The organism is Pseudomonas sp. GW822-FHT06B12 (genome assembly GCF_058799675.1).
The window spans coordinates 381,405-406,541 of record NZ_JBXALR010000002.1 but is presented as its reverse complement, the minus strand read 5'-3'; the positions used below and the strand labels follow the sequence as shown (position 1 = coordinate 406,541).

At 59.9% G+C, this 25,137-nt stretch carries 20 protein-coding genes; 11 read left to right on the top strand and 9 right to left on the bottom strand.

Annotated elements, in window-relative coordinates:
- Nucleotides 1-78 precede the first annotated feature (78 nt).
- The 8 genes from phaZ to AC1RKH_RS06460 form a co-directional block, all read right to left on the bottom strand.
- Nucleotides 79-936, bottom strand: a complete 858-nt coding sequence (gene phaZ, locus AC1RKH_RS06495; RefSeq protein ID WP_493062002.1) for a poly(3-hydroxyalkanoate) depolymerase — start codon at nt 934-936, stop codon at nt 79-81.
- A 159-nt stretch (nt 937-1,095) separates the two neighbouring features.
- Nucleotides 1,096-2,775 (bottom strand): class II poly(R)-hydroxyalkanoic acid synthase, encoded by a 1,680-nt coding sequence (phaC, locus tag AC1RKH_RS06490; protein WP_493062003.1) that lies wholly within the window; start codon nt 2,773-2,775, stop codon nt 1,096-1,098.
- A 256-nt stretch (nt 2,776-3,031) separates the two neighbouring features.
- Nucleotides 3,032-3,412 (bottom strand): gamma-butyrobetaine hydroxylase family protein, encoded by a 381-nt coding sequence (locus AC1RKH_RS06485; RefSeq protein WP_493062004.1) that lies wholly within the window; start codon nt 3,410-3,412, stop codon nt 3,032-3,034.
- A gap of 146 nt (nt 3,413-3,558) precedes the next feature.
- Complete coding sequence (gene hslU / locus AC1RKH_RS06480; protein ID WP_493062005.1) at nt 3,559-4,899, bottom strand: ATP-dependent protease ATPase subunit HslU; 1,341 nt, start codon at nt 4,897-4,899, stop codon at nt 3,559-3,561.
- Nucleotides 4,900-4,956: 57 nt separating this feature from the next.
- Nucleotides 4,957-5,487 carry an ATP-dependent protease subunit HslV gene (gene hslV / locus AC1RKH_RS06475; RefSeq protein ID WP_123423947.1) on the bottom strand — a complete coding sequence of 177 codons (531 nt, stop codon included), beginning with the start codon at nt 5,485-5,487 and terminating at the stop codon, nt 4,957-4,959.
- A 232-nt stretch (nt 5,488-5,719) separates the two neighbouring features.
- On the bottom strand, nt 5,720-6,439 hold the full coding sequence (locus tag AC1RKH_RS06470; protein WP_493062006.1) for an SPOR domain-containing protein: 720 nt from the start codon (nt 6,437-6,439) through the stop codon (nt 5,720-5,722).
- A 1-nt stretch (nt 6,440) separates the two neighbouring features.
- A complete protein-coding gene (gene argS / locus AC1RKH_RS06465) occupies nt 6,441-8,177 on the bottom strand; it encodes an arginine--tRNA ligase (protein ID WP_493062007.1) in 1,737 nt (578 codons plus the stop codon).
- 238 nt (nt 8,178-8,415) lie between these two features.
- Nucleotides 8,416-10,635 carry a primosomal protein N' gene (locus AC1RKH_RS06460; protein WP_493062008.1) on the bottom strand — a complete coding sequence of 740 codons (2,220 nt, stop codon included), beginning with the start codon at nt 10,633-10,635 and terminating at the stop codon, nt 8,416-8,418.
- A gap of 288 nt (nt 10,636-10,923) precedes the next feature.
- Here AC1RKH_RS06460 and rpmE point away from each other — a divergent pair, with 288 nt between their 5' ends.
- The 3 genes from rpmE to AC1RKH_RS06445 all read left to right on the top strand — a co-directional run bounded on the left by rpmE (nt 10,924) and on the right by AC1RKH_RS06445 (nt 13,414).
- Nucleotides 10,924-11,139, top strand: a complete 216-nt coding sequence (gene rpmE, locus AC1RKH_RS06455; protein WP_054595223.1) for a 50S ribosomal protein L31 — start codon at nt 10,924-10,926, stop codon at nt 11,137-11,139.
- Between the two features lie 74 nt (nt 11,140-11,213).
- Nucleotides 11,214-11,963: a thermonuclease family protein gene (locus AC1RKH_RS06450; RefSeq protein ID WP_493062009.1), complete on the top strand. Its 750-nt coding sequence runs from the start codon at nt 11,214-11,216 to the stop codon at nt 11,961-11,963.
- Nucleotides 11,964-12,145: 182 nt separating this feature from the next.
- Nucleotides 12,146-13,414 carry a malic enzyme-like NAD(P)-binding protein gene (locus tag AC1RKH_RS06445; RefSeq protein ID WP_493062010.1) on the top strand — a complete coding sequence of 423 codons (1,269 nt, stop codon included), beginning with the start codon at nt 12,146-12,148 and terminating at the stop codon, nt 13,412-13,414.
- A 659-nt stretch (nt 13,415-14,073) separates the two neighbouring features.
- Here AC1RKH_RS06445 and AC1RKH_RS06440 read toward each other — a convergent pair.
- Nucleotides 14,074-16,512 carry a penicillin-binding protein 1A gene (locus AC1RKH_RS06440; RefSeq protein WP_493062246.1) on the bottom strand — a complete coding sequence of 813 codons (2,439 nt, stop codon included), beginning with the start codon at nt 16,510-16,512 and terminating at the stop codon, nt 14,074-14,076.
- A gap of 216 nt (nt 16,513-16,728) precedes the next feature.
- On the opposite strand from AC1RKH_RS06440, the gene AC1RKH_RS06435 reads away from it, so the two are divergent.
- The 8 genes from AC1RKH_RS06435 (at nt 16,729) to AC1RKH_RS06400 (ending at nt 24,993) form a co-directional block, all read left to right on the top strand.
- Complete coding sequence (locus tag AC1RKH_RS06435; RefSeq protein ID WP_493062011.1) at nt 16,729-17,793, top strand: pilus assembly protein PilM; 1,065 nt, start codon at nt 16,729-16,731, stop codon at nt 17,791-17,793.
- Nucleotides 17,793-18,359: a PilN domain-containing protein gene (locus AC1RKH_RS06430; RefSeq protein ID WP_123423937.1), complete on the top strand. Its 567-nt coding sequence runs from the start codon at nt 17,793-17,795 to the stop codon at nt 18,357-18,359. The genes AC1RKH_RS06435 and AC1RKH_RS06430 overlap by 1 nt, the downstream gene beginning before the upstream one ends.
- Entirely contained in the window at nt 18,356-18,979 is a 624-nt protein-coding gene (pilO, locus tag AC1RKH_RS06425; protein WP_493062012.1) for a type 4a pilus biogenesis protein PilO, read from the top strand. Before AC1RKH_RS06430 ends, pilO begins: the two co-directional genes overlap by 4 nt.
- Complete coding sequence (locus AC1RKH_RS06420; RefSeq protein ID WP_493062013.1) at nt 18,976-19,503, top strand: pilus assembly protein PilP; 528 nt, start codon at nt 18,976-18,978, stop codon at nt 19,501-19,503. Before pilO ends, AC1RKH_RS06420 begins: the two co-directional genes overlap by 4 nt.
- 13 nt (nt 19,504-19,516) lie before the next feature.
- Nucleotides 19,517-21,601: a type IV pilus secretin PilQ gene (locus AC1RKH_RS06415; RefSeq protein WP_493062014.1), complete on the top strand. Its 2,085-nt coding sequence runs from the start codon at nt 19,517-19,519 to the stop codon at nt 21,599-21,601.
- Nucleotides 21,602-21,605: 4 nt separating this feature from the next.
- Nucleotides 21,606-22,124: a shikimate kinase AroK gene (aroK, locus tag AC1RKH_RS06410; RefSeq protein ID WP_054595232.1), complete on the top strand. Its 519-nt coding sequence runs from the start codon at nt 21,606-21,608 to the stop codon at nt 22,122-22,124.
- A 147-nt stretch (nt 22,125-22,271) separates the two neighbouring features.
- The gene (gene aroB / locus AC1RKH_RS06405; protein ID WP_123423933.1) at nt 22,272-23,372 is read left to right on the top strand and encodes a 3-dehydroquinate synthase; all 1,101 of its coding nucleotides are present in this window, start codon (nt 22,272-22,274) and stop codon (nt 23,370-23,372) included.
- A gap of 10 nt (nt 23,373-23,382) precedes the next feature.
- Nucleotides 23,383-24,993, top strand: a complete 1,611-nt coding sequence (locus tag AC1RKH_RS06400) for an AAA family ATPase (RefSeq protein ID WP_493062015.1) — start codon at nt 23,383-23,385, stop codon at nt 24,991-24,993.
- Nucleotides 24,994-25,137: the final 144 nt, after the last annotated feature.

Here is a 25,137-nt window from a genome sequence, read left to right as displayed (position 1 = left end):
ATCAATTCCGAATAGACACCATAGTCGCTCCGGACCTCCCTTGCGGCTCTCGACACTCCTGTCGACGTACGTAGTACTTTATGTGCCGCCGAACGACGCCGGGTGCGGATGCATCACTGCCCGTTGGCGTTCTTCCTGGAGAAATTTCATGATGATCGGTGCGACGGCCTCGGCCCGGGTGATCAGGAATAAATGACCGTCGTCGATTATGTGTAGCTGGGCATTGGGAATACGCCAGGCGAGTATGCGCATATTGATCAGCGGAATGAGCGGGTCATCATCGCCGGCCAGTACCAGGGTCGGCTGATTGATTTTGTGCAGCCAGTGAATACTGGTCCAGCCCAGGCCCGCGAACAACTGCCAGTAGTAGCCGAGCTTGCCCGCCGAACGCACTTTGCTCGCGTGCTCCGCCGCCAGGTTGGGATCCCGGCGGAACGAACCACCGTAGATCAGCGGCGCAATGCGAATCACGTGGGATGGCTGAATGTAGCGTCTTGGGCTTGCCATCATCCACAGCACTTTCGGTTTGCCCGGCACCATCACCATGCCCGCCGCCGTCGCTGCCAAAACGAGCTTCTTGCAGCGCTCGGGGTAGTCGAAGGCGAACTGCTGGGCGAGCGCCCCGCCCCAGGAAACACCCACCACGTTGACTTGCCCGTAATCGAGGTAGTCGAGCATCCGTGCGGTCAGCTTGGCCAGGCCGGGAAAGCGATAAGGATGGTTAGGCGTTGATGAGCCACCGACACCGGGGACGTCGAAGGCGATCACTTCCAGATCCGGGTCCAGCGCCTGGACGAACGGAAACACCAGCTCCAGGTTGGCGCCGATGCCATTGAAAATCAGCAAGGGCGTCAAGTGAGGCTTGCCGGGGCGTACCGCGGTGCGGATGGTTTGACCATCCAGGTCGACGGTACGAAATATGAACGGTTGCGGCATGCTTCAGGCCCTGTGGGTTGGGTCGTTGTCGCTAATGCTTGCTCGTCCCCTGTGGGAGCGAGCTTGCTCGCGATAGCGGTGTGTCAGTCAGCAAATTGGCCGAAGGTGACGCCGTCATCGCGAGCAAGCTCGCTCCCACATGAGGTCGCGGTGTGTCAGTTAGCGTTCATGCACGTATGTTCCCGGCGATGCCTCACCTGCCGCATAGGTCTTGTTGCCGAGTACGGTCGGGGCTTTTTTCAGTTTGCCCGAACGCTCGGCCTGCCAGGCCTGCCAGTGCAGCCACCAGGAGTCAGTGTGCTTGGTTGAGTTCTCTAGCCAGTCGTTGGCATGGGTCGGCATGTCGGTGCTGGTCATGTAACGGGATTTCGGGTTGCCCGGCGGGTTCAGAATGCTCTGGATATGGCCGCTGCTGGACAGCACGAATTCGACCTTGCCGCCGAACAGTTGTGCCGACTTGTAGCACGACTTCCACGGTGTGATGTGGTCGTTGGTACCCGCCAGGGAGTAGACGTCGGCCGTGACCTGCTTGAGGTCGATGGGCGTGCCGCACACTTCCAGTGCATCGGGCCGGATCAGTGGATTGTTTTTGAACAATTCGATCAGGTCGCCGTGGAACGCCGCAGGCAACCGGGTGGTGTCGTTGTTCCAGAACAGAATGTCGAAGACTGGCGGCTCGTTGCCTAACAGGTAGTTGTTGACCCAGTAGTTCCAGATCAGGTCGTTGGGGCGCATCCAGGCGAAGACCTTGGCCATGTCCCGACCTTCGAGCACACCGGCCTGATAGGAATGGCGCTTGGCGGCTTCGAGGGTTTGTTCGTCGACGAACAGCGCGACCTGGGAATCAAGGGTGGTGTCGAGCACGCTGACCAGCAGGGTCAGGGCGTTGACCTTCTTCTCGCCGATCGCTGCGTAGTGACCCAACAGTGCGGTGCAGGTGATGCCGCCGGAGCAGGCGCCGAGCATGTTCACGTCTTTGCTGCCGGTGATCGCGGTGACCACGTCGACCGCTTCCTTGAGCGCTTCGATGTAGGTCGACAGGCCCCATTCACGTTGAGCCTTGGTCGGGTTGCGCCAGCTGACGATGAAAGTCTGCACGTTGTTGCGCAGGCAGAAGCGCGCCAGGCTTTTGTCCGGGCTCAGGTCGAAAACGTAGAACTTGTTGATCTGTGGTGGCACCACCAGCAGTGGGCGTTCGAGTACTTGTTCAGTGATTGGCCGGTACTGGATCAGCTCCAGTACATCGTTGCGGAAAACCACCGCGCCTTCGGTGGTGCCCAGGCTCTTGCCTACCTCGAAGGCGCCCATGTTGACCTGGCTTGGCATGCCGCCGTTGTGCACCAGATCCTTGGCCAGGTGAGAGAGGCCGTCGAGCAGGCTTTTACCGCCGGTTTCGAAGAAGCGTTTGACGGCAGCAGGGTTGGCCGCGCTGTTGGTCGGGGCCATGGCTTCGGTCATCAGGGTGATCACGAAGTGCGCGCGGGCGATGTCCTGCTCGGACAGTTTGCTGTCGCCGATCCAGTCGTGGAGTTCCTTGCGCCACGCCAGGTAAGTTTGCAGATAACGTTTGTAGAGCGGGTTCTGACTCCACGCCGGATCGTTGAAGCGACGGTCATCGCTTTCCGGTTGCAACTCGGATCTACCGAGCATCACGTTCTTGAGCTCAATGCCAAAGTGCGCGACATGCTTGACGCTATGGATGGGTTGTTTGATGGCCTGGGTCAGCACCATGCGGGCAGAGGTAAGCAGATCCTTTCGACGCAAGCCGATGACCGGATTTAGCCCCAGGGTATTTTCCGAGGCTTGATATTTCAGGTCATCGTTATTCTTGTTACTCATCTACGACGCTCCATTGTCCTGAGACGAGTACCTGAGGCCTGCTGTGCAGTCACACAGCAAATGCCAGGTACGCGCTCGGGTGACCGTTAATTGCGTATCGCTGCTTTTTAATTCAGAGAGCACTGCACGGAACTTGCCAGCTCCATTGGTTACCCGAGTTTAATTTTTTTCGCAAGCGGGCCGATCCTCGGCGTCGCGGCCCAGCATTCAATCAGATGAAATTAGAAAATGCCCTCTAAAGAGCGAAAGCCCTGATCTAGAGCATCAGCTTGACGACAGACTCGTTTGGGTCGCGGGTTTTTCCGGCGGCTTTGAGCTCGGCAAGATAGTCGTCCCAGAGTGCGTCATATCGTCGCGCCAGCTCGTATAGATATTCCCAGGTGAACAGGCCGCTGTCGTGGCCGTCATCGAAGGTCAATTTCAGTGCGTACTGACCGGCCGGTTCGACCTTGTTCAGGCCTACGCCGATCTTGCCAAATTGCAGGATAGGTTTGCCGTGGCCCTGGACCTCGGCGGAAGGAGAGTGCACGCGCAAAAATTCTGCGCTCAGGTGATAGACCTCATCGGGCGCGTATTTCAGCTCCAGGGTTTTCGAGGCTTTGTGCAGTTTGATATCGGTGGGGAGTTTGGTCGTCATGGGGCCGGTAGTCCGTCTTTATGGAGGCCCTTGTGGGAGCGAGCTTGCTCGCGATGGCGGTGTGACATTCAACATCAATGTTGAACGTTATGGCCTCATCGCGAGCAAGCTCGCTCCCACAGGTCCCGTACCACAGTAGAAATGACCTACAGGATATAACGGGATAGGTCTTCGTTCTGCGCCAATTCACCGAGGTGGCTGTTGACGTAGTCAGCGTCGATGCGGATCGGCTCTTCACTGTGGGTGCTGGCCAGATCAGAGGCACTGAACGACACCTCTTCGAGCAGACGCTCGAGCAGGGTGTGCAGGCGACGGGCACCGATGTTCTCGGTCTTCTCGTTCACCTGCCAGGCGATCTCTGCCACGCGCTTGATACCGTCCGGCAGGAACTCGATGGTCACGCCTTCGGTTTTCAGCAGCTCACGGTATTGCTCGGTCAACGACGCGTGCGGCTCGCTGAGGATGCGCTCGAAGTCTTCCGGGGTCAGGGCCTTGAGTTCGACGCGGATCGGCAGACGACCTTGCAGCTCGGGCACCAGATCACTCGGCTTGCTCAGGTGGAACGCACCGGAGGCGATGAACAGGATGTGGTCGGTTTTGACCATGCCCAGTTTAGTGTTGACCGTGCAGCCTTCGATCAGCGGCAGCAAGTCGCGCTGTACGCCTTCGCGGGATACGTCGATACCGCCGGAATTGCCACGCTTGGCGACCTTGTCGATCTCGTCGATGAACACAATGCCGTGTTGCTCGACCGCTTCCAGGGCCTTGGCCTTGAGCTCTTCGTCATTGACCAGGCGGCTGGCTTCTTCGTCGCGCACCAGCCGCAGCGCTTCCTTGACCTTGAGCTTGCGACTCTTGCGCTTGCCCTTGCCCATGTTGGCGAACAGGCTCTGCAACTGGTTGGTCATTTCTTCCATGCCCGGTGGCGCGGAGATATCGACGCCGGACACTTCGGCCACTTCGATTTCGATCTCCTTGTCATCCAGCTGACCTTCGCGCAGACGCTTGCGGAACAGTTGGCGGGTGTTGGAATCCTGGGCCGGCGCGGCGTCTTCGTTGCTGAAGCCCATGCGTGCCGGCGGCAGCAGTGCGTCGAGAATGCGCTCTTCGGCGGCGTCTTCGGCGCGATGGCGAACCTTGACCATTTCCTGTTCGCGCAGCAGCTTGATCGCTGCATCGGCGAGGTCGCGAATGATCGATTCGACGTCACGGCCAACATAGCCGACTTCGGTGAATTTGGTCGCTTCGACCTTGATGAACGGCGCGTTGGCGAGTTTGGCCAGGCGACGGGCGATTTCGGTTTTGCCGACACCGGTCGGGCCGATCATCAGGATGTTCTTGGGCGTTACTTCAACGCGCAGCTCTTCAGGCAACTGCATCCGGCGCCAGCGGTTACGCAGGGCGATGGCGACGGCGCGCTTGGCATCGTCCTGGCCGATGATATGGCGACTGAGTTCATGGACGATTTCGCGGGGAGTCATTGGCATGGTAATGGGTGGTCCTCAAGCAAGAATGAATGCCGTGGCGTAATGGCCGAAACAGGCTTATTCGCTGAGGTCCTGCTCCTCAATGGTGATGTTGTGGTTGGTGAAGACACAAATGTCGCCGGCGATGCCCAAGGCGGTTTCGACGATTTCGCGGGCCGACAGATCGGTTTTCTTCAGCAGGGCGCTGGCTGCGGCCTGAGCGTAACCACCGCCGGAACCCATGGCGATCAGGCCTTCTTCGGGTTCGACCACATCGCCGTTGCCGGTGATGATCAGGGAAGCGTCTTTGTTGGCGACCGCAAGCATCGCTTCAAGGCGACTGAGGGAGCGGTCGGTGCGCCATTCTTTGGCGAGTTCGACAGCGGCGCGAACCAGGTGGCCCTGGTGCTTCTCAAGCTGGCCTTCGAAACGTTCGAAGAGGGTAAAGGCGTCAGCGGTGGCGCCAGCAAAACCGGCGATGACCTGACCGTGGTACAGGCGGCGAACTTTCTTCGCGTTGCCTTTCATCACGGTATTGCCGAGAGAAACCTGGCCGTCGCCGCCCATGACGACTTTGCCGTGGCGGCGAACTGAAACGATGGTGGTCAAGGGAAGAGTCTCCACGCAGCGGGGCGAAAATGCCTTATGCAAACTCATATGGGGGTGGTGGAGCGTTTTTCAACTGCAGGGGACAAGCGGCGTAGGAGCTGCCGAAGGCTGCGATCTGTTGATCTTGCTGTTGGCCCGTTGCCCAGACGCACCCTGTGACTCTGAAAAGATCGCAGCCTGCGGCAGCTCCTACAGGGATTTGTGTCTCCTGCGGAGCTGCGGTGGCAGCTGATCAGCGGCTTTGGCGTTGTTGTAACAACAGGTTGCTGAAACCGCTGCCGGCCAGTTGTTTCTGTGCGGTGGTCAGCTGTTCGCGGTTGCTGAACGGGCCGACCAGTACGCGGAACCAGGTTTCGTCCTTCACCGTGCCGGACTCTACCGAAACTGCCTGGCCGAGCAGAATGATCTGCGCGCGGACCTTGTCGGCATCAGCTTGCTTGCGGAACGAGCCCGCTTGCAGGAAGAACTTGGTCACAGGCGCGGCTTTCGCCACCGGTGGTGCTGGCGGCGGAGTGACGCCGCTCAGGGCTGCCTGGGCGCGTGCGGTGTCGATCTTCGCCGCTTCTGCCGGCGTTACCGGCGCAACAGGCGCAACAGGCGCAACAGGTGCGGTCTGCGGCGTCGGCAGGGTTTTCTCCGGCACCGCATCCGGCGGCACGATGACCTCCGATTCCGGCAGCAACGTGTAGAAGTCGTATTTCGGCTTCACTGGTTGCGTCGGGCTCGGCGGGGTCTTGTTGGCCTCGGCGATCTTGGTGGCTTTCTGTTGCTCCACTTTCTCGCGTTTGACGCTTTCGCTGCTTTTACCCGGCTCCAGCTTCATCAGGAATACGATGAATGCACCCACGGTCAGGCCGATGGCCATCCACAGCCATCCCGGAATCGGCTTTTTTGCAGGAGCTTGGTAACGGCTGGCGCCACGCTTTGGTGCTGGTTTTTTCTTGGCAGCCAACTTACATACGCTCCAGAGTTTCCAGGCCCAAGAGTTCCAGGCCTTGCTTGAGAGTGCGACCGGTCAATGCGGCGAGGCGCAAGCGGCTCTGCATCTGTGCCGGTGTTTCGGCGCTGAGGATCGGGCAGTTCTCGTAGAAGCTGGAGAACAGACCGGCAACGTCGTACAGGTAGGTGCAAAGAATGTGCGGCGTGCCCTTGTCGCAGACGTTATTCAGCACTTCACCAAACTGCGCCAGCTTGGCGGCCAGTTCGTGTTCGTGAGCAGCCTCGAGAACGATCTGCCCTTCGACTTCGCTGAAGTCCTTGCCGAGTTTGCGGAATACGCCAGCCACACGGGTGTAGGCGTACAGCAGGTACGGCGCGGTGTTGCCTTCGAAGTTCAGCATCAGGTCGAAGTTGAAGCTGTAGTCGCTGGTGCGGTGCTTGGACAGGTCGGCGTATTTCACCGCGCCAATGCCCACCACCTTGGCGATGTTGCGCAGGTCGGCTTCAGCCAATTCAGGGTTCTTTTCCTTCACCAGCGTGTAGGCACGTTCCTTGGCTTCGTTCAGCAGGTCGATCAGCTTCACGGTGCCGCCGTCACGGGTCTTGAACGGACGGCCATCGGCGCCGTTCATGGTGCCGAAGCCCATGTGCTCCATTTCCATCGGATGGGTCACGAAGCCGGCCAGGCGCGCCACTTCGAACACTTGCTGGAAGTGCAGGGCCTGACGCTGGTCGACGAAGTACAGCGCGCGATCGGCTTTCAGCACGCCGCTGCGATAACGCACGGCCGCCAGGTCAGTGGTGGCGTAGAGGTAGCCGCCGTCGGCCTTGACGATGATCACCGGCAGCGGGTCGCCGTCAGCGTTCTTGAACTCGTCGAGGAACACGCACTGGGCGCCGTTGCTCTCGACCAGCATGCCTTTGGCCTTGAGGTCGTTGACCACGTTGATCAGGTCGTCGTTGTAGGCACTTTCGCCCATCACGTCGGCCATGGTCAGTTTGACGTTCAGCTGTTCGTAGATTTTCTGGCAGTGGGACAGCGAGATGTCCTTGAACTTGGTCCACAGCGCCAGGCATTCGGCGTCGCCGGCTTGCAACTTGACCACAAGGCCACGGGCACGGTCGGCGAACTCTGCGGATTCGTCGAAACGCTGCTTGGCGGCGCGGTAGAAATTTTCGAGGTCCGACAGCTCGTCGCTGGTAATCGGGTTTTCCTGCAGGTACGCCATCAGCATGCCGAACTGGGTGCCCCAGTCGCCCACGTGGTTCTGGCGGATCACCGTGTCGCCGAGGAACTCCAGCACGCGCGCCACGCCGTCGCCGATGATGGTCGAACGCAAATGACCGACGTGCATCTCTTTGGCCAGGTTCGGCGCCGACAAGTCGACCACGGTGCGCTGCACGGAACCTGCCTTGCGCACGCCGACTTGAGCGTCGGCCAGAGCGGCGTCCAGACGCGAGGCCAGGGCCTGGGTGTTCTGGAAGAAGTTGAGGAAGCCCGGGCCGGCGATTTCGGTTTTGCTGACGTTTTCGTCAACCGGCAGCGCGGCGATGATTTTTTCCGCCAGATCGCGCGGTTTCATGCCGGCAGGTTTAGCCAGCATCATGGCGATGTTGCTGGCGAAGTCGCCGTGAGTCTTGTCACGGGAGTTCTCCACCTGAATCGCCGGCGTCAGGCCTTCAGGCAACACACCGTCGGTAACGAGTTGGGTGAGGGCTTGCTGGATCAACTGGCGAATGGTGTCTTTCATGGTCTTCTCTTTCAACCGCAGAGCGGCGGCGCATCAATGCGCAGGTGGAAAAACTGGGCATTATCCGTTGCGAAGTCGGGCTTGCCAACCATAGCAGGCAGGTTATGGATATGTGGTGACTATTCGGCCGTCATCGCGAGCAGGCTCGCTCCCACAGTGGATCTTGGGTGGTCTTACATTTTGTGCTCACCACAAACCCCCTGTGGGAGCGAGCCTGCTCGCGATGGCGATCTCGCTATCAATACAAATCGACCGGATCGACATCCAAAGACCAGCGCACCGCCCGCCCGCCCGGCATCTGCTCTAGCACCAGCAACCAGGCGCTCAGCAATCGATGCAGCGGTGCCCGTGCCGTGGCTTGCAACAATAATTGCGCACGATAACGCCCGGCCCGACGCTCCATCGGTGCCGGTACCGGGCCGAGCAGTTCGATGCCGCTCAGGTTTTGCTCAGCCAGCAATCGTTCCGCCTCGCTGCACGCTTCATCAAGGAAGCTTTCGGCTTGCCCCGGTTTGTGGGCTTCAGCCCGCAGCAGCGCCAGGTGCGCGAACGGCGGCAGCCCGGCGGACCGGCGCTCGCTCAAGGCCTGCTCGGCAAAGGCGAAATAACCTTGCTCGGTCAGCTGTACCAACAGTGGGTGGTCAGCCAGGTGGGTCTGGATGATCACTTTGCCCGGCTCTTCGGCGCGACCGGCACGCCCCGCCACCTGCACGATCAACTGCGCCATGCGTTCGCTGGCGCGGAAGTCGCCGGAGAACAGTCCGCCGTCGGCATCGAGAATCGACACCAGCGTTACCCGTGGGAAGTGATGCCCTTTGGCGAGCATCTGCGTGCCCACCAGAATGCACGGCTGACCTTTCTGGATAGTCGCGAACAGCTGATTCATCGCGTCCTTGCGCGAAGTGCTGTCGCGGTCGACCCGCAACACCGGGTAGTCCGGGAACAGAATCCCCAGACGCTCCTCGGCGCGCTCGGTGCCAGCACCCACGGGGCGCAAATCGACCTTGCCGCATTTCGGGCAATGCCGAGGGACACGCTCGACATAACCGCAATGGTGGCAGCGCAGTTCGCCGGAGCGTTGGTGCACGGTCATGCGCGCATCGCAGCGCTGGCATTCGGACATCCAGCCGCAGTCGTGACAAAGCAGGGTGGGTGCAAAGCCACGACGGTTGAGGAACACCAATACTTGCTGGCCGGCGGCGAGTGTCTGACCGATGGCCTGTTGCATCGGTCCGGAAATGCCACTGTCCAGCGGGCGACTTTTGACGTCCAGTCGCAGGAAGCGGGGTTGTTTCGCCCCGCCGGCGCGCTCGTTCAGACGTAAGAGCCCATAACGGCCGGTGTAGGCGTTGTGCAGGCTTTCCAGTGACGGAGTCGCCGAGCCGAGGACAATCGGGATGTTTTCCTGCCGCGCTCGCACCAATGCCAGGTCGCGGGCGTGATAGCGCAAACCTTCTTGCTGTTTATAAGAGCCGTCGTGCTCTTCATCAATGATGATCAGCCCGGGGTTCTTCATTGGTGTGAACAGCGCCGAGCGGGTACCGATAATAATGTCGGCCTCGCCGTCCCGGGCAGCGAGCCAGGATTCCAGCCGCTCGCGGTCGTTGACGGCCGAATGCACCAGGGCAATACGCGCATTGAAGCGCTGCTCGAAGCGCGCCAGGGTCTGCGGCCCGAGGTTGATTTCGGGGATCAGCACCAGTGCTTGTTTGCCGGCCTCAAGGGTTTCACGGATCAGTTGTAAATAGACTTCGGTCTTGCCGCTGCCGGTGACACCGGCCAGCAGGAACGCATGGAAACTGTCGAAACCTGCGCGGATCGCTTCATACGCGGCGCGCTGTTCCGGGTTCAGCGGCAACTCCGGTTGCGCCAGCCAGTGTTCGTGACGCTCGCCGGGCGCGTGTTTGCGGATCTCCACCTGCACCAGTTCTTTGGCCAGCAGCAGGTCGAGGCTGTCTTTGCTCAACATCAACTTGCTCAGCAGTTGATGGGCAACGCCATGAGGATGCTGGGCCAGCGTCGCCAGCGCCTCGCGTTGACGCGGAGCGCGGGCGATACGCGGATCATCCAGTTTCGCGCCCGGGGTGATCGACCAGAAACGTTCCTGGCGCGCCTCGGCCATTTCACCCTGACGCAACAATACCGGCAACGCCCAGCTCAAGGTGTCGCCGAGGCTGTGCTGGTAATACTGGGATGTCCACAGGCACAGCTTGAACAGCGCCGCCGGTAATGGTGGAGTGGCGTCGAGCAGGGCCAGTGCCGGTTTGAGTTTGTCGGCCGGGACTTCGCTGTGGCTGGTGACTTCCACCAGTATCCCGATCATCTCGCGGCGGCCGAACGGCACCCGCAACCGCATGCCCGGATGCAAATGCGCGCGCAGGACTCCCGCCGGGGCACGGTAGTCGAACAGGCGGCGCAGGGGCGAAGGCAGGGCGAGGCGCAAAATGGCGTCGGGCACGCGGGGGGATCTCGATAAACAGGCAATAAGTGAAGGGCCGGGCGCGACTTGTGGGAGCGGGCTTGCTCGCGAAAGCGGTGTAACAGTCAGCTGAGGCATTGAATGTTACGCCCTCTTCGCGAGCAAGCCCGCTCCCACAGGGATTGCGCTTGAGGCCGGGAGCCTAGCAGACGACTGGATTGAGGGACAGCTTGCGTGATTGCAAAGGTCTGGTAGAATCCGCGGCCTAATTACGTGCGGTATTCAACAATAGTGTTGAGTGGCGGCACGCTACCCGAGGAAGACACCATGAAAGCCGATATCCATCCAACATACGAAATCACCGCAGTTACCTGCAGCTGTGGCAACAAGTTCGAAACTCGTTCGAACCTGGCCAAGCCTCTGGCGATCGACGTATGCAACGAGTGCCACCCGTTCTACACCGGTAAGCAGAAGACTCTGGATACTGGCGGCCGTGTACAGAAGTTCGCCGATCGTTTCGGTGCTTTCGGCAAAAAAGCCTAAGGCTGATCATTTTGGAGAGTCGTTTCGGCTTCTCCAGACTGATAAAAAAGGCGTCCCTCGCGGGCGCCTTTTTTATGTCTGCGATTTGGCTTTCCGGTGCTCAGGCTTTCTGCCTGGCGCCCAATGGCCTGGAAGCCGTCCACGTGCAGCGCGTGGTGGATGGCGACACGGTGCGCCTGAACGACGGCCGCAGCGTGCGCATGATCGGTTTGAATACCCCGGAACTGGGCAAAAAAGGTCGCTCCGACGAGCCTTTCGCCGTGGCTGCGCGTAAGCGTCTGGAAGCCTTGGTGGCGGCGAGCGACGGACGGTTGGGTTTGCTGGCGGGTCAAGAGGGCAAGGATCGCTATGGGCGGACCCTGGGTCATCTTTTCAGCGCCAGCGGTGCGAATCTCGAAGCGCAGATGCTTGCCGAGGGCCTCGGCTACCTGGTGGCGGTGGTGCCGAACGTCGATTTTGTCAGTTGCCAGCAGGCCGCCGAACGCAGTGCTCGGCAGGCCGGACTGGGGCTTTGGCGGCAGTCGCCTGTACTGAAAACGGAGCAGATCAATACGTCGGGTTTTGCTCTGCTCAGTGGTCGTGTGAGCAAGGTTCAGCGCAATCGTGGCGGTATTTGGATCGAGTTGCAGGGTTCGGTTGTATTGCACGTTGCACCCAATCTGCTCGGCCAATTTGATCCGGTGGCACTGGAGCGGCTCAACGGTAAGCGGATCGAGGCGCGTGGCTGGGTGCTCGATCGCTCAAAGCGCGGTGGTTTGGAAACCGGTCAGGCGCGCTGGCTGTTGCCGTTGACCCATCCGGCCATGCTGCAAGCCGTGCCGTAAAAAGAAATTGTAGACATTTCTAAAGTTGATTGTGAACAGTTGAGCCCTTGTGTTCTGTGGCTCTTGGCCCAAAGTCGTAGGGTAGGGCCCTTGACAGGGGTGACTGGTCAGTCTTGTGGGGACTTTACGACACGAGTATCCTCGGCGGTCCGTCTGTCCAACAGTAAAAGCGGAATGCCCACATGTCTGATTTGAAAACTGCCGCTCTCGAATATCACGCCCATCCTCGTCCAGGGAAGCTGAGTGTCGAGCTCACCAAGGCCACCGCTACCGCTCGCGACCTGTCGCTGGCCTACAGCCCCGGCGTAGCCGAACCAGTACGCGAAATCGCCCGCGATCCTGAACTGGCCTACAAATACACCGGCAAAGGCAACCTGGTTGCAGTCATTTCCGATGGCACCGCGATTCTCGGCCTGGGTAACCTCGGCCCATTGGCTTCCAAGCCGGTAATGGAAGGTAAAGGCGTGCTGTTCAAGCGCTTTGCCGGTATCGACGTGTTCGACATCGAAGTCGACTCCGAAAGCCCGCAAGCCTTCATCGACACCGTCAAGCGTATCTCCATCACCTTCGGTGGCATCAACCTGGAAGACATCAAGGCGCCTGAGTGCTTTGAGATCGAACGTGCTCTGATCGAGCAGTGCGACATTCCGGTGTTCCACGATGACCAGCATGGCACCGCGATCGTTACCGCTGCCGGCATGATCAATGCCCTGGAAATCGCTGGTAAAACCCTGCCGGAAGCGAAGATCGTTTGCCTCGGCGCTGGTGCTGCCGCTATCTCCTGCATGAAGTTGCTGGTGAGCATGGGCGCCAAGATCGAAAATATCTTCATGGTTGACCGTACCGGTGTGATCCACTCCGAGCGTGACGACCTGAACCAGTACAAGGCGGTCTTCGCTCACGCGACCGACAAGCGCACTCTGACTGACGCTCTGAAGGGCGCGGACGTGTTCGTTGGTCTGTCCGGCCCGAACCTGCTGAGCGCTGAAAACCTGCTGCTGATGGCGGCCAACCCGATCGTGTTCGCGTGCTCGAACCCTGATCCGGAAATCGCTCCGGAACTGGCTCACGCGACCCGTAACGACGTGATCATGGCTACCGGCCGTTCGGACTATCCGAACCAGGTGAACAACGTTTTGGGCTTCCCGTTCATCTTCCGTGGTGCTCTGGACGTTCGCGCCAAGCGCATCAACGAAGAGATGAAAGTGGCTGCGGCCAACGCCCTGCGTGAACTGGCCAAGCTGCCAGTGCCTCAGGAAGTGTGCGACGCCTATGGCGGTATCAAGCTGGAATTCGGTCGTGAGTACATCATTCCGAAGCCAATGGATGCGCGTCTGATCACTGTGATCTCGGATGCTGTGGCCAAGGCTGCGATCGAGACGGGTGTTGCGACTCTGCCGTATCCGAAGAACTACCCGCTGAAAAGCGTGGATGACGTGTTCAACGGCTAAGCCTTTGTAGCGTCCCCAAAAGGCCCCGGCTTTCGCGAGTCGGGGTTTTTTTATGCCTGTCTTTTGCCGATGCACACCGCTCAAAACTGTGGGAGCGAGCTTGCTCGCGAAGACGGCCTGACAGCAGCCCAATCTCCGGCAGATGTACCTCAATCAAAACTGTGGGAGCGAGCTTGCTCGCGATGGCGGCCTGATAGCCGACCAATCTCTTGCAGGTGTATATATCCATTCCTGCGGTAACGGCTACTGGCGGTTTCGCCCTTACGGCGCCTCACTTTTCCAGACGCCGAAAAGTAAGCAAAAGGCTTCGCCCCAAGCGTCCGGCACCTCGCCTAGGCTCGGCGTACCCTCGCTCCGGCGTCCATCAGGGGGCGCCGCATTGCGGCGGAGTCAGCTTCGCTGACGGCGCTGCGCGCCACCCCCCTGATGAACACCTCCACTCGGCCTCCCGAAGGGGCGGGCAGATCAAAAGCAAAGCACGGCGGCCTGACAGCCGGCCTGAGTGGTAAAGGCGCGCCGCTGGTGATGATCTTCGTAGGAGCTGCCGCAGGCTGCGATCTTTTGATCTTCGCGGCCTGAGTGGTTGGGGGTACGAACTCCAGACGCTAAAAAGCCCCGCCTTCAAACGAAGAGCGGGGCTTTTTGGTGGGGCTGTGTGATCAGAACAGGTCGATCGGTGCCGCTTCATCCGCTGGCAGTGGGCTGCCCGGGGCATTGCCGTTGCCCAGCTCGTTGACCGATGGTGGCGTGTCTTCGGCCTTGAACAGTTCGAAGTAGGCGCCTGGCGTGCTTGGGGTGGCTGCACGGCCGCTGACCGGATCAACCCGCAGGCTGAGGATGCCTTCCGGCTCGGCCTGGGTGTGCGGTGGCCTGCCCTTGAGTGCGGCGCTCATGTAGTTCATCCAGATAGGCAGTGCGACGGTGCCACCGAACTCGCGTTTGCCAAGGCTTTCCGGTTGGTCGAAACCGGTCCAGACCGTGGTCACGTAATCGGCGTTGTAGCCCGAGAACCACGCGTCCTTGGATTCGTTGGTGGTCCCGGTCTTGCCCGCGATGTCGCTGCGGCCCATGGCCAGGGCGCGACGCCCGGTACCGAGCTTGATCACGTCTTCAAGCATGCTGTTGAGGATGAAGGTGGTGCGCCCGTCGATGATCCGTTCCGCGACGGCCGGTGCTTGTACGGTGGTTTGCGCCACCGGGGCTTCGCCTGGCGTCGGGTTGACCGTAAACGTGTTACTCACTGGCGCTGCGATCCCGCTGCTGGCGATATCGCCCTTCGGCACGCTTGGCGGATTGGCGACGAACAGCGTGTCGCCGTTACGGCTTTCGATCTTGTCGATGATGTACGGGGTGATCTTGTAGCCGCCGTTGGCAAACGTGCTCCAGCCGGTGGCGATTTCCATCGGCGTCAGCGTCGCGGTGCCCAGGGCCAGCGACAGGTTGCGCGGCAGGTCCTGCTTGTTGAAACCGAACTTGCTGATGTAGTCGATGGTGCGATCGACACCCATCGCCTGGAGCAGGCGGATCGACACCAGGTTGCGCGACTTGTAGAGCGCTTCACGCATGCGGATCGGGCCGAGGAAGGTGTTGGTGTCGTTCTTCGGGCGCCAGACCTTGTCCAGATACTCGTCGACGAACACGATTGGCGCGTCGTTCACCAGGCTTGCCGGGGTGTAGCCGTTGTCCAGTGCAGCGCTGTAGACGAATGGCTTGAAGCTCGAACCCGGTTGGCGCTTGGCCTGCATCGCGCGGTTGTAGTTGCTCTGCTCGAAAGCGAAGCCGCCGACCAGTGCGCGGATGGCGCCATTCTGTGGATCAAGAGAAACCAGCGCGCTCTGGGCGACCGGGATCTGGCTGAACTTCAGGGCATTGTCCGGCTGGCGCTGTACGCGGATCAGATCGCCGACCTGCGCAACGTCCGATGGCTGCTTCGGTGCCGGGCCCATGCTGTTGGTATTCAGGAAAGGGCGCGCCCATTTCATGCTGTCCCAGCTGACATGTTCTTCGCCGCTGCGGGTCAGGACCTGCACGCCGTTTTTCTCGACCAGGGTGACAATGGCCGGTTCCAGGCCGCTGATGGTGCGCTGCTTGGTCAGCTCTGTGGCCCAGGCGGCGGGCGTCTTGCCCGGCAGGCGGGATTCAGGGCCGCGGTAGCCGTGACGCTGGTCGTAGGTGATCAAGCCTTCATGAACGGCGGTGTTGGCCATTTCCTGAAGATTGCTCGGTACGGTAGTGGTAACGCGGAAACCTTCGGTGTAGGCATCGGCGCCATAACGGCCGACCATTTCGGCGCGGGCCATTTCAGCGATGTACGGCGCGTTCACTTCCGGCGTCGGCACGTGATAGCTGGCGTTCAGCGGCTCGTTGATCGCGGTCTGATACGCCGCCTCGTCGATTTTCCCGAGCTTGTACATGCGGCCCAGAATCCAGTCGCGACGTTCCTTGCTGCGCGCAGGGTTGGCCAGCGGGTTGAAGCGCGAAGGGGCTTTCGGCAGGCCGGCGATCATCGCCATCTGCGCCAGGCTGACGTCACGAATCGATTTGCCGTAATACACCTGCGCCGCTGCCTCGATGCCGTAGGCGCGGTTGCCCAGATAGATCTTGTTCACGTAGAGCTCAAGGATCTCGTCCTTGGTCAGCTGACGCTCGATTTGCAGGGCCAGGAGGATTTCTGTGGTCTTGCGCGAAAAGCTGCGTTCGCTGGTGAGGAAGAAGTTCTTCGCCACCTGCATGGTGATGGTGCTGCCGCCGGATTGAATGTGTCCGCTTTTGACCAATTGGGTCGCGGCACGCATCAGGCTGCTGGGATCGACGCCATAGTGATTGGCGAAGTTGTCGTCCTCAGCACTTAGTAACGCATTGATGAAATTGGGGGGAATGTCGGCGAAACGGATTGGCGTGCGGCGCATTTCGCCAAATTCTGCGATCAACTTGCCGTCGCTGCTGTAGACCCGCAAAGGAATCTGCAACTGAATGCTTCTCAGCGCCTCCACGGACGGCAATCCCGGACTAAGGTAAAGAAACGCGCCGCTCAGACCGAGGAGCAGTCCGCAGAAAACGGCGACGATGGACCACCCGAAAAATTTCAGCAGACGAATCAAGGCTTTTGGACATCCAGGGTAAAGAATGAATTAGGCGTCAGGGCATTCAAGGTAAGCAAGGGGCGACCCGCGCTTGAGAAAGCGGAAAAAACGCTCGGCATTATAAGCATTTTTCCACCGAAAGCGCATTTGGCGCCTCTGTCAAGGCGCAGCTATTGAACGCAATGAATCATAAAGAGTCCGTAACTCACGGATAGTCATAGGGAATTGCTAGTGCTGGGACTCTTCAATAAAAAAAGCCGCACGCTTTTGGGGATCGATATCAGCTCCACCTCGGTGAAGCTTCTCGAGCTCAGTCGCTCAGGTACTCGATACCGGGTCGAAGCCTACGCGGTAGAGCCGCTGCCGACCAACGCGGTGGTCGAGAAAAATATCGCCGAACTCGACGGTGTGGGGCAGGCGTTGTCCCGGGTGTTGCTCAAGGCCAAAACCAGCGTCAAGAGTGTTGCGGTAGCGGTTGCCGGATCGGCGGTCATCACCAAGACCATCGAAATGGACGCCGGGCTTTCAGCCGATGACATGGAAAATCAGCTGAAAATCGAAGCAGACCAATACATTCCCTATCCCCTCGAAGAAGTCGCCATCGATTTTGAAGTGCTGGGCGCTTCCCGTCGTAATCCCGAGCGGGTCGATGTATTGCTGGCGGCGTGTCGCAAGGAAAACGTCGAGGTCCGCGAAGCCGCACTGGCCCTTGCCGGCCTGACGGCGCGGGTGGTCGATGTCGAGGCTTACGCACTGGAGCGTTCATTCGGCTTGTTGTCGGCACAGCTGGCTGGCGTACACGAGCGCTCGACGGTGGCCGTGGTCGACATCGGCGCCACCATGACCACGTTAAGCGTGTTGTCCAACGGCCGGATCATCTACACCCGTGAACAGTTGTTCGGCGGTCGTCAGTTGACGGAGGAAATCCAGCGTCGCTACGGCATGACCGTCGAACAGGCCGGGCTGGCGAAAAAGCAGGGTGGATTGCCCGATGACTACGTCAGCGAAGTCCTGCAACCGTTCCGCGAGGCGCTGGTGCAACAGGTTTCGCGATCGTTGCAGTTCTTTTTCGCCTCGGGTCAGTACCACGCGGTCGACCAGATCCTGCTGGCCGGTGGTACTGCCTCGATCGCCGGGCTGGAGCAACTGATCGAGCTGCGTCTTGGCACGCCGACGCAGGTGGCCAATCCGTTTGCGGATATGACGCTGAGCAGCAAGGTCAACGCTAGCGCCCTGGCCAGTGACGCGCCGGCGTTGATGATTGCCTGCGGCCTGGCGCTAAGGAGTTTCGACTGATGGCGCGGATCAATCTGCTTCCTTGGCGCGAAGAGCTACGCGAGGAACGTCGCAAGCGTTTCCTGTTGGTGTTGGCCGGCGTGTTGGTAGCGGCAGTCGGCGTGATTCTGCTGGGTGACCAATACATCAGCAGTGCCATCGATCGACAAGTTGCACGCAACGATTACGTCGCTAAACAAATTGCTGTACTCGATGACCGGATCAAGCAGATCAGCGATCTGAAAGCCCGACGGCAGCAGCTCGTGGAGCGGATGCGGATCATCCAGGACTTGCAAGGCAATCGGTCGGTCAACGCACGGATCTTTGATCAGCTGGCGCGAACGCTGCCGGACGGGGTGTATTTCACCGACGTCAAACTGGTCGATAAAACGCTGTCTATCAGCGGGGCGGCAGAGTCGAACAATCGCGTCTCGGAGTTGTTGCGCAACCTTGGTGCCTCCGACCGGTTCGATTCGCCGAGCCTGACCGAGGTGAAGGCGACCACCGCCGGTGCGCTGGATCAGGCCAACGTGTTCCAGTTGACCGTTCGTCAGGCCCCACCGGCCGCAGCGGAGGGCGCGAAATGAGTCCATCCCGATGGTTCGAAAGTTTGCGCAGTATCGATATCAACGACCTGGACCTGAACAACATAGGTTCCTGGCCTGCGGCGGTCAAAGGCCTGGTCGGCGGGCTGGTGGTGGTTCTGGTGCTGACGCTGGGTTACAGCTTTTACCTCAAGGATCTTGAGGATCAACTCGAACAGGCCCGTGCCGGGGAAATCACTCTCAAGGAACAGTTCGCGAGCAAGGCGCACCTGGCGGCCAATCTGGAGCGCTACACCGAGCAGATGAAGGCAATGGAAACTTCCTTTGGCGTGCTGTTGCGGCAATTGCCCAGTGATACCGAAGTGCCCGGTCTGCTGGAAGACATCACCCGCACCGGATTGGGCAGCGGGCTGGAGTTCGAAGAGATCAAGCTGCTGTCGGAAGTCACCCAGCAGTTCTACATCGAACTGCCGATTCAGATCACTGTCACCGGTGCCTACCATGACCTGGCGACCTTCGTCAGTGGCGTCGCCAGCCTCCCGCGGATCGTCACCCTGCACGACTTCAACATCGAGCCGGTCGTTCCAGGCAGTGGCGCGAAACTGCGCATGAATATCCTGGCAAAAACCTACCGTTACAACGACAAGGGGTTGCTGAAATGAATGCGGCCCGATGGTTTTCGCTGGTTGTGTTGTTGGGGAGTCTCCTCGGTTGTGGCCACGGTAACGACGTCAGCGATCTGGACGCCTACATGAACGAGGTGCGCTTGCGCCCGCCTGGCAAGATTGAACCTGTGCCGACGCTCAGGTCATACGCAACCTTCACCTACAACGCTGCGTCATTGCGTAGCCCCTTTTCACCACAGATCAGGCTCGACCTGGCAGGTCGAAAACCGGGCTCGCGCAACGTCAAACCCGATCCGAACCGGATCAAGCAATACCTCGAAGGTTTCAACATCGAGCAGTTTGAAATGGTCGGCACAATCTCCAATGCCTCGGGCGCTTTCGCGTTGTTGCGCGGTGCCGGTGGGGTGCACCGGCTGAAGGTCGGTGACTACCTGGGCCGCAACGATGGCCGGATTGTGGCCATCAGTGACTCGCAAGTCGATGTGGTTGAAATCGTTCCCGATGGCGAGGGTGCCTGGCTGGAACGACCGCGGACTATTCCTTTGAAAGAGCACTCATAGTGGAACTTGAATCATGAACAGGATCCTTTCAGCCCTCGGTATTTCACTATGGATGGCGCTGCTTTCACCGATGGTACAGGCGGTCAATCTCAAAGCGCTGGATGTCGCCGCGCTGCCGGGTGATCGCATCGAGTTGAAGCTGACTTTCGATGGCCCACCGCCCGCGCCCCATGGCTACACCACCGATCAACCGGCACGAATCGCCCTCGATTTACCGGGTGTGAGCAGTCAACTGGCAAGCAAGACGCGTGACCTGGGGGGTGGCAACGCCCGCAGTGCGACGGTGGTCGAGGCCAAGGATCGGACGCGTTTGATTATCAACCTGACGCAGTTGACGCCTTACAGCTCACGAGTCGAAGGCAACACGTTGTACGTGGTGGTGGGGCAGGCCGCCGCCGGCGCTCGGAAATCCCGGCCCGCCGCATCGCGAGTGGCCAGCGCCATACCGCTGCCCGCCAAGACTTACGCCCCCGTAAGCAAGGCTATTCGCGGGGTGGACTTTCAGCGCGGTGAGCAGGGTGAAGGCAATGTGGTCATTGATTTGTCGGACCCAGGCATCAGCCCTGATATTCAGGAGCATGACGGAAAAATCATCCTCAGCTTCGCCAAAACCCAGCTGCCTGAACGCTTGCGGGTGCGTCTGGACGTCAAGGATTTCGCCACGCCGGTGCAGTTCGTCAATGCTAGTGCGTCCTCCGATAAGGCCAGCATCAGCATCGAACCCAGCGGCGCATTTGACTACTCGACTTACCAGACCGATAACAAGCTGACTGTCAGCGTCCGCCCGATGACCGTCGATGATCTGCAGAAGCGCAACGCAGAGCGCTTTGCCTACAGCGGCGAAAAGCTGTCGTTGAATTTTCAGGACATCGACGTGCGTTCGGTACTGCAACTGATCGCCGATTTCACCAACCTCAATCTGGTGGCCAGCGACACGGTGCAGGGCGGCATCACCTTGCGCCTGCAAAACGTGCCATGGGATCAGGCGCTGGACCTGGTGCTCAAGACCAAAGGGTTGGACAAGCGCAAGATCGGCAACGTCCTGTTGGTAGCACCGGCAGATGAGATCGCTGCTCGTGAGCGCCAGGAACTGGAGTCACGTAAACAGATTGCCGAACTGGCGCCACTGCGCCGTGAGCTGTTGCAGGTCAACTACGCCAAGGCGGCGGATATCGCCAAGCTGTTCCAGTCGGTGACCAGCGCCGAGGCGAAAATCGATGAGCGCGGTTCGATCACTGTCGACGAGCGAACCAACAACATCATTGCCTACCAGACCCAGGATCGCCTGGATGAGCTGCGGCGGATCGTCGCTCAGCTGGATATTCCGGTGCGTCAGGTGATGATCGAGGCGCGGATCGTCGAAGCCAACGTCGACTACGACAAAAGCCTCGGCGTGCGCTGGGGCGGTTCGGTCCGCAATAAGGGTAACTGGAATGCCTCCGGGGTCAGCAACGGGGCCAACGCCTCATCGACCATTGGTACGCCGGGCAGCACCAGCACCAACTCGCCGTTCGTCGACATGGGCACGGCGGGAAATACATCGGGGATCGGCATCGCCTTCATCACCGATAACGTGTTGCTGGACCTTGAGCTGACCGCCATGGAGAAGACCGGAAACGGGGAAATCGTCTCTCAACCCAAGGTGGTCACCTCCGACAAGGAAACCGCGAAGATCCTCAAAGGCACGGAAATTCCCTATCAGGAAGCCAGCTCCAGCGGCGCGACATCGGTGGCGTTCAAGGAGGCCTCGCTGTCTCTGGAAGTGACACCACAGATCACCCCGGACAATCGCATCATCATGGAGGTCAAGGTCACCAAGGATGAGCCGGACTACCTGAACAAAGTGCAGGATGTACCGCCGATCAAGAAGAACGAGGTCAACGCCAAGGTACTGGTCAACGACGGCGAAACCATCGTCATCGGCGGGGTTTTCTCAAATACTCAAAGCAAGGTTGTAGATAAGGTGCCATTTCTCGGTGATGTGCCGTATCTTGGCCGCCTTTTCCGGCGTGACGTGGTGTCGGAGAAAAAATCCGAGCTGCTGGTATTTCTCACTCCGCGTATCATGAATAACCAGGCGATTGCTGTGAGTCATTGATTCTGTGCGAAATTTGATTCTTGTTGGGCCGATGGGTGCTGGAAAAAGCACCATCGGTCGCTTGTTGGCCAAAGAGCTGCGCCTGCCGTTCAAGGATTCCGATAAGGAAATTGAATTGCGCACGGGCGCCAATATCCCGTGGATCTTCGATAAAGAAGGCGAACCCGGCTTTCGTGATCGCGAGCAGGCGATGATCGCCGAACTGTGCGCGCTCGATGGCGTGGTGCTGGCGACGGGCGGTGGCGCAGTGATGCGCGAAGCCAATCGTCGGGCGCTGCACGCTGGTGGGCGAGTGGTGTATCTGCATGCGTCCGTCGAACAGCAGGTCGGGCGCACCGCGCGTGATCGCAATCGTCCGCTGCTGCGCACCGCCGACCCGGCAAAAACCCTCAGGGATTTGCTGGCGTTGCGCGATCCGCTGTATCGGGAAATCGCCGACCTGGTGGTGGAAACCGATGAGCGGCCGCCGCGGATGGTAGTGCTGGACATCCTGGAACGCTTGCAGCAGCTACCTCCCCGTTAATGCGCAGAGCGAAATGCGCTATCCTCGGCTCCGGTCATGACGGCTCGAAGGTGTGGCGCATGACGAACGGGCAGCGTCACACACGCAGATGTTGCCAGTCGATAATGTAAGGCAGGACGCCTGATTCCAACTTCACTGTGGGGACACATGCAGACACTTAAGGTCGATTTAGGCGAGCGTAGCTACCCGATCCATATTGGCGAAGGGTTGCTGGATCAGCCCGAACTGCTGGCGCCGCATATCGCCGGGCGGCAAGTCGCGATCATCTCCAACGAGACCGTTGCGCCGCTGTATCTAGAGCGTCTGACCCGCAGCCTTGCTCAGTTTTCGGTTATTTCCGTGGTTTTGCCCGACGGCGAAGCCTTCAAGAACTGGGAAACCCTGCAAACCATCTTTGACGGCCTGCTCACTGCACGCCATGACCGCCGCACCACCGTGATCGCCTTGGGCGGCGGCGTGATTGGCGACATGGCCGGTTTTGCCGCCGCCTGTTACCAGCGGGGTGTCGATTTCATCCAGGTCCCGACCACCTTGCTGTCGCAAGTCGACTCCTCGGTTGGCGGCAAGACCGGCATCAACCACCCCCTGGGCAAAAACATGATCGGCGCTTTCTATCAGCCGAACGTCGTGTTGATCGATACTGCCACGCTCAATACCCTGCCGGCCCGCGAGCTCTCTGCCGGCCTGGCGGAAGTCATCAAGTACGGGCTGATCTGCGACGAGCCGTTCCTCACCTGGCTCGAAGACAACGTCGATCGCCTGCGGGCACTGGATCAAACGGCCCTGACTTACGCTATCGAACGCTCCTGCGCGGCCAAGGCTGCTGTGGTCGGTGCTGACGAGCGGGAGTCTGGTGTACGCGCCACGTTGAACCTGGGCCATACCTTCGGCCACGCCATCGAAACCCACATGGGCTATGGTGTCTGGCTACATGGTGAAGCGGTGGCTGCCGGCACCGTAATGGCCCTGGAAATGTCTTCGCGTCTGGGCTGGATCAGTGCCCAGGAGCGTGATCGTGGCATTCGCCTGTTCCAGCGTGCCGGGTTGCCGGTCATTCCGCCTTCAGTGATGACTGAAGCCGATTTTCTCGAACACATGGCAATTGACAAGAAAGTAATCGACGGTCGTTTGCGACTGGTGTTGTTGCGCCGCATGGGCGAAGCCGTAGTGACCGACGATTATCCGAAAGAGGTTTTACAGGCCACGCTGGGAGCGGATTACCGCGCCCTGGCTCAGCTTAAAGGTTAATAAGATCCCGATGACTAGTTTGCATGCCGACGAGGCGTTCCTCGGCCACTACCAGTTGAGTCACGACCCTTTCGCTCCACGGGTGCCTGGCTTCAAATTCTTCCCTGCCCAGCGCAAACCCGTGCTGGGGCAACTGCATCACCTGGCCCGTTACAGCCAGTTGTTGCTGGTGGTCACCGGCCCACAAGGCAGCGGCAAGACCCTGTTGCGTCAGGCGCTGGTAGCCAGTACCAACAAGCAGTCGGTACAGAGCGTGGTGGTTTCCGCTCGTGGTGCCGGCGATGCGGCGGGTGTGTTGCGTCAGGTGGCTCAGGCGCTGAACGTCGCCCAGGCTGAAGTCGGTGCGATCCTCAAGCAGGTGGTACAGCTCGCGCTGACTGGCCAGGAAGTCTACTTGCTGGTCGACGACGCCGAACAACTTGACGAGTCCGCCCTCGAAGCGCTGCTGGCGCTGGCGGCTGGCGCGCCGGAAGGTCGTCCGCATGTATTCCTGTTTGGTGAGTCGTCGCTGATCGCCGAACTTGAGCAGCTGAGCACCGAGGAAGAGCGCTTCCACGTCATCGAGCTGCAACCTTACGCCGAAGAAGAAACCCGCGAATACCTGGCACAGCGACTCGAAGGCGCCGGTCAGGGAATCGAACTTTTCTCCGCGAATCAGATCTCTGAGATACACGAAAGCTCCGATGGATGGCCTGGCAACATCAATCAGGTCGCCCGCGATGCGATGATCGAAGCCATGATTGCTAGCCGCTCAGCGGTCAAGCGTCCAAGTATGGGGTTCAACATGCCGAAGAAACACGTATTGGCGATATCCGCCGTAGTCGTGGTCGCGGTGGCCGCTGCCTGGTTGATGCCAGGTCGCAGCAAGGCACCAACCACCGGTGCGCCCGCCAATGAGCAGGCGCAACTGCCACTGGGTACACCGAAACCGAACAGCGGCGGCGCTCCGGCGGTCGAGTTCGCCGGCAATACCCAGCCGATGCCATTGCCGCTGGTCGGGCAGTCGCAGCCAGTGATGCGTGGTCCATTGGCAGAAGCTGCGGGCGGTATCACTGAGGGCGACGACGGCGTGCCGGTCGAAGGCTCCAGTGCCACACCGCCTACCGTGACCACCACCGCGCCTCCAGCAGGTATTCCGGCTGGTCCGACGCCAGCGCCTGCGGCCAAGCCAACTCCTGCGGCCAAGCCAGCACCTGCGCCGACTCAGGTCGCTACCGCCAAGCCTGCACCTGCACCTGCGGCCAAACCGGCTCCAGTGGCCAAACCAGCCCCGATCGCCAAGCCTGTCGAGAAACCGGTCGAGAAGCCGGCGAACGTCGCCAAAACCGCGACCGGTGGCACTTGGTACGCAGGTCAGGCACCGGGTAACTACGTGGTGCAAATCCTCGGCACCAGCTCTGAAACCACGGCGCAAAATTTCGTCAAGGAACAGGGCGGCGAGTACCGCTATTTCAAGAAAGTCCTTAACGGCAAGCCGCTTTACGTCATCACCTACGGTAACTTCGCCAACCGCGATGCAGCCGTTACCGCCATCAAGGCCTTGCCAGCGAAGGTTCAGGCTGGTAAACCTTGGCCTCGCTCTGTCGCCAGCGTCCAACAGGAACTGGCAACAGCTCGCTGAAGATTCGGCGGCCTTACCCAGGCCGCCTCTCCCGGCACCTCAAAATTTCTGCAAGCGCATGCTGCCTCCAGGCCGCGTGCCTTGTGGTGTCTGCGTCACAGTAGTCTTTGAGTCGTTGCGGTCAGCATTAAAAATGTTTTGACT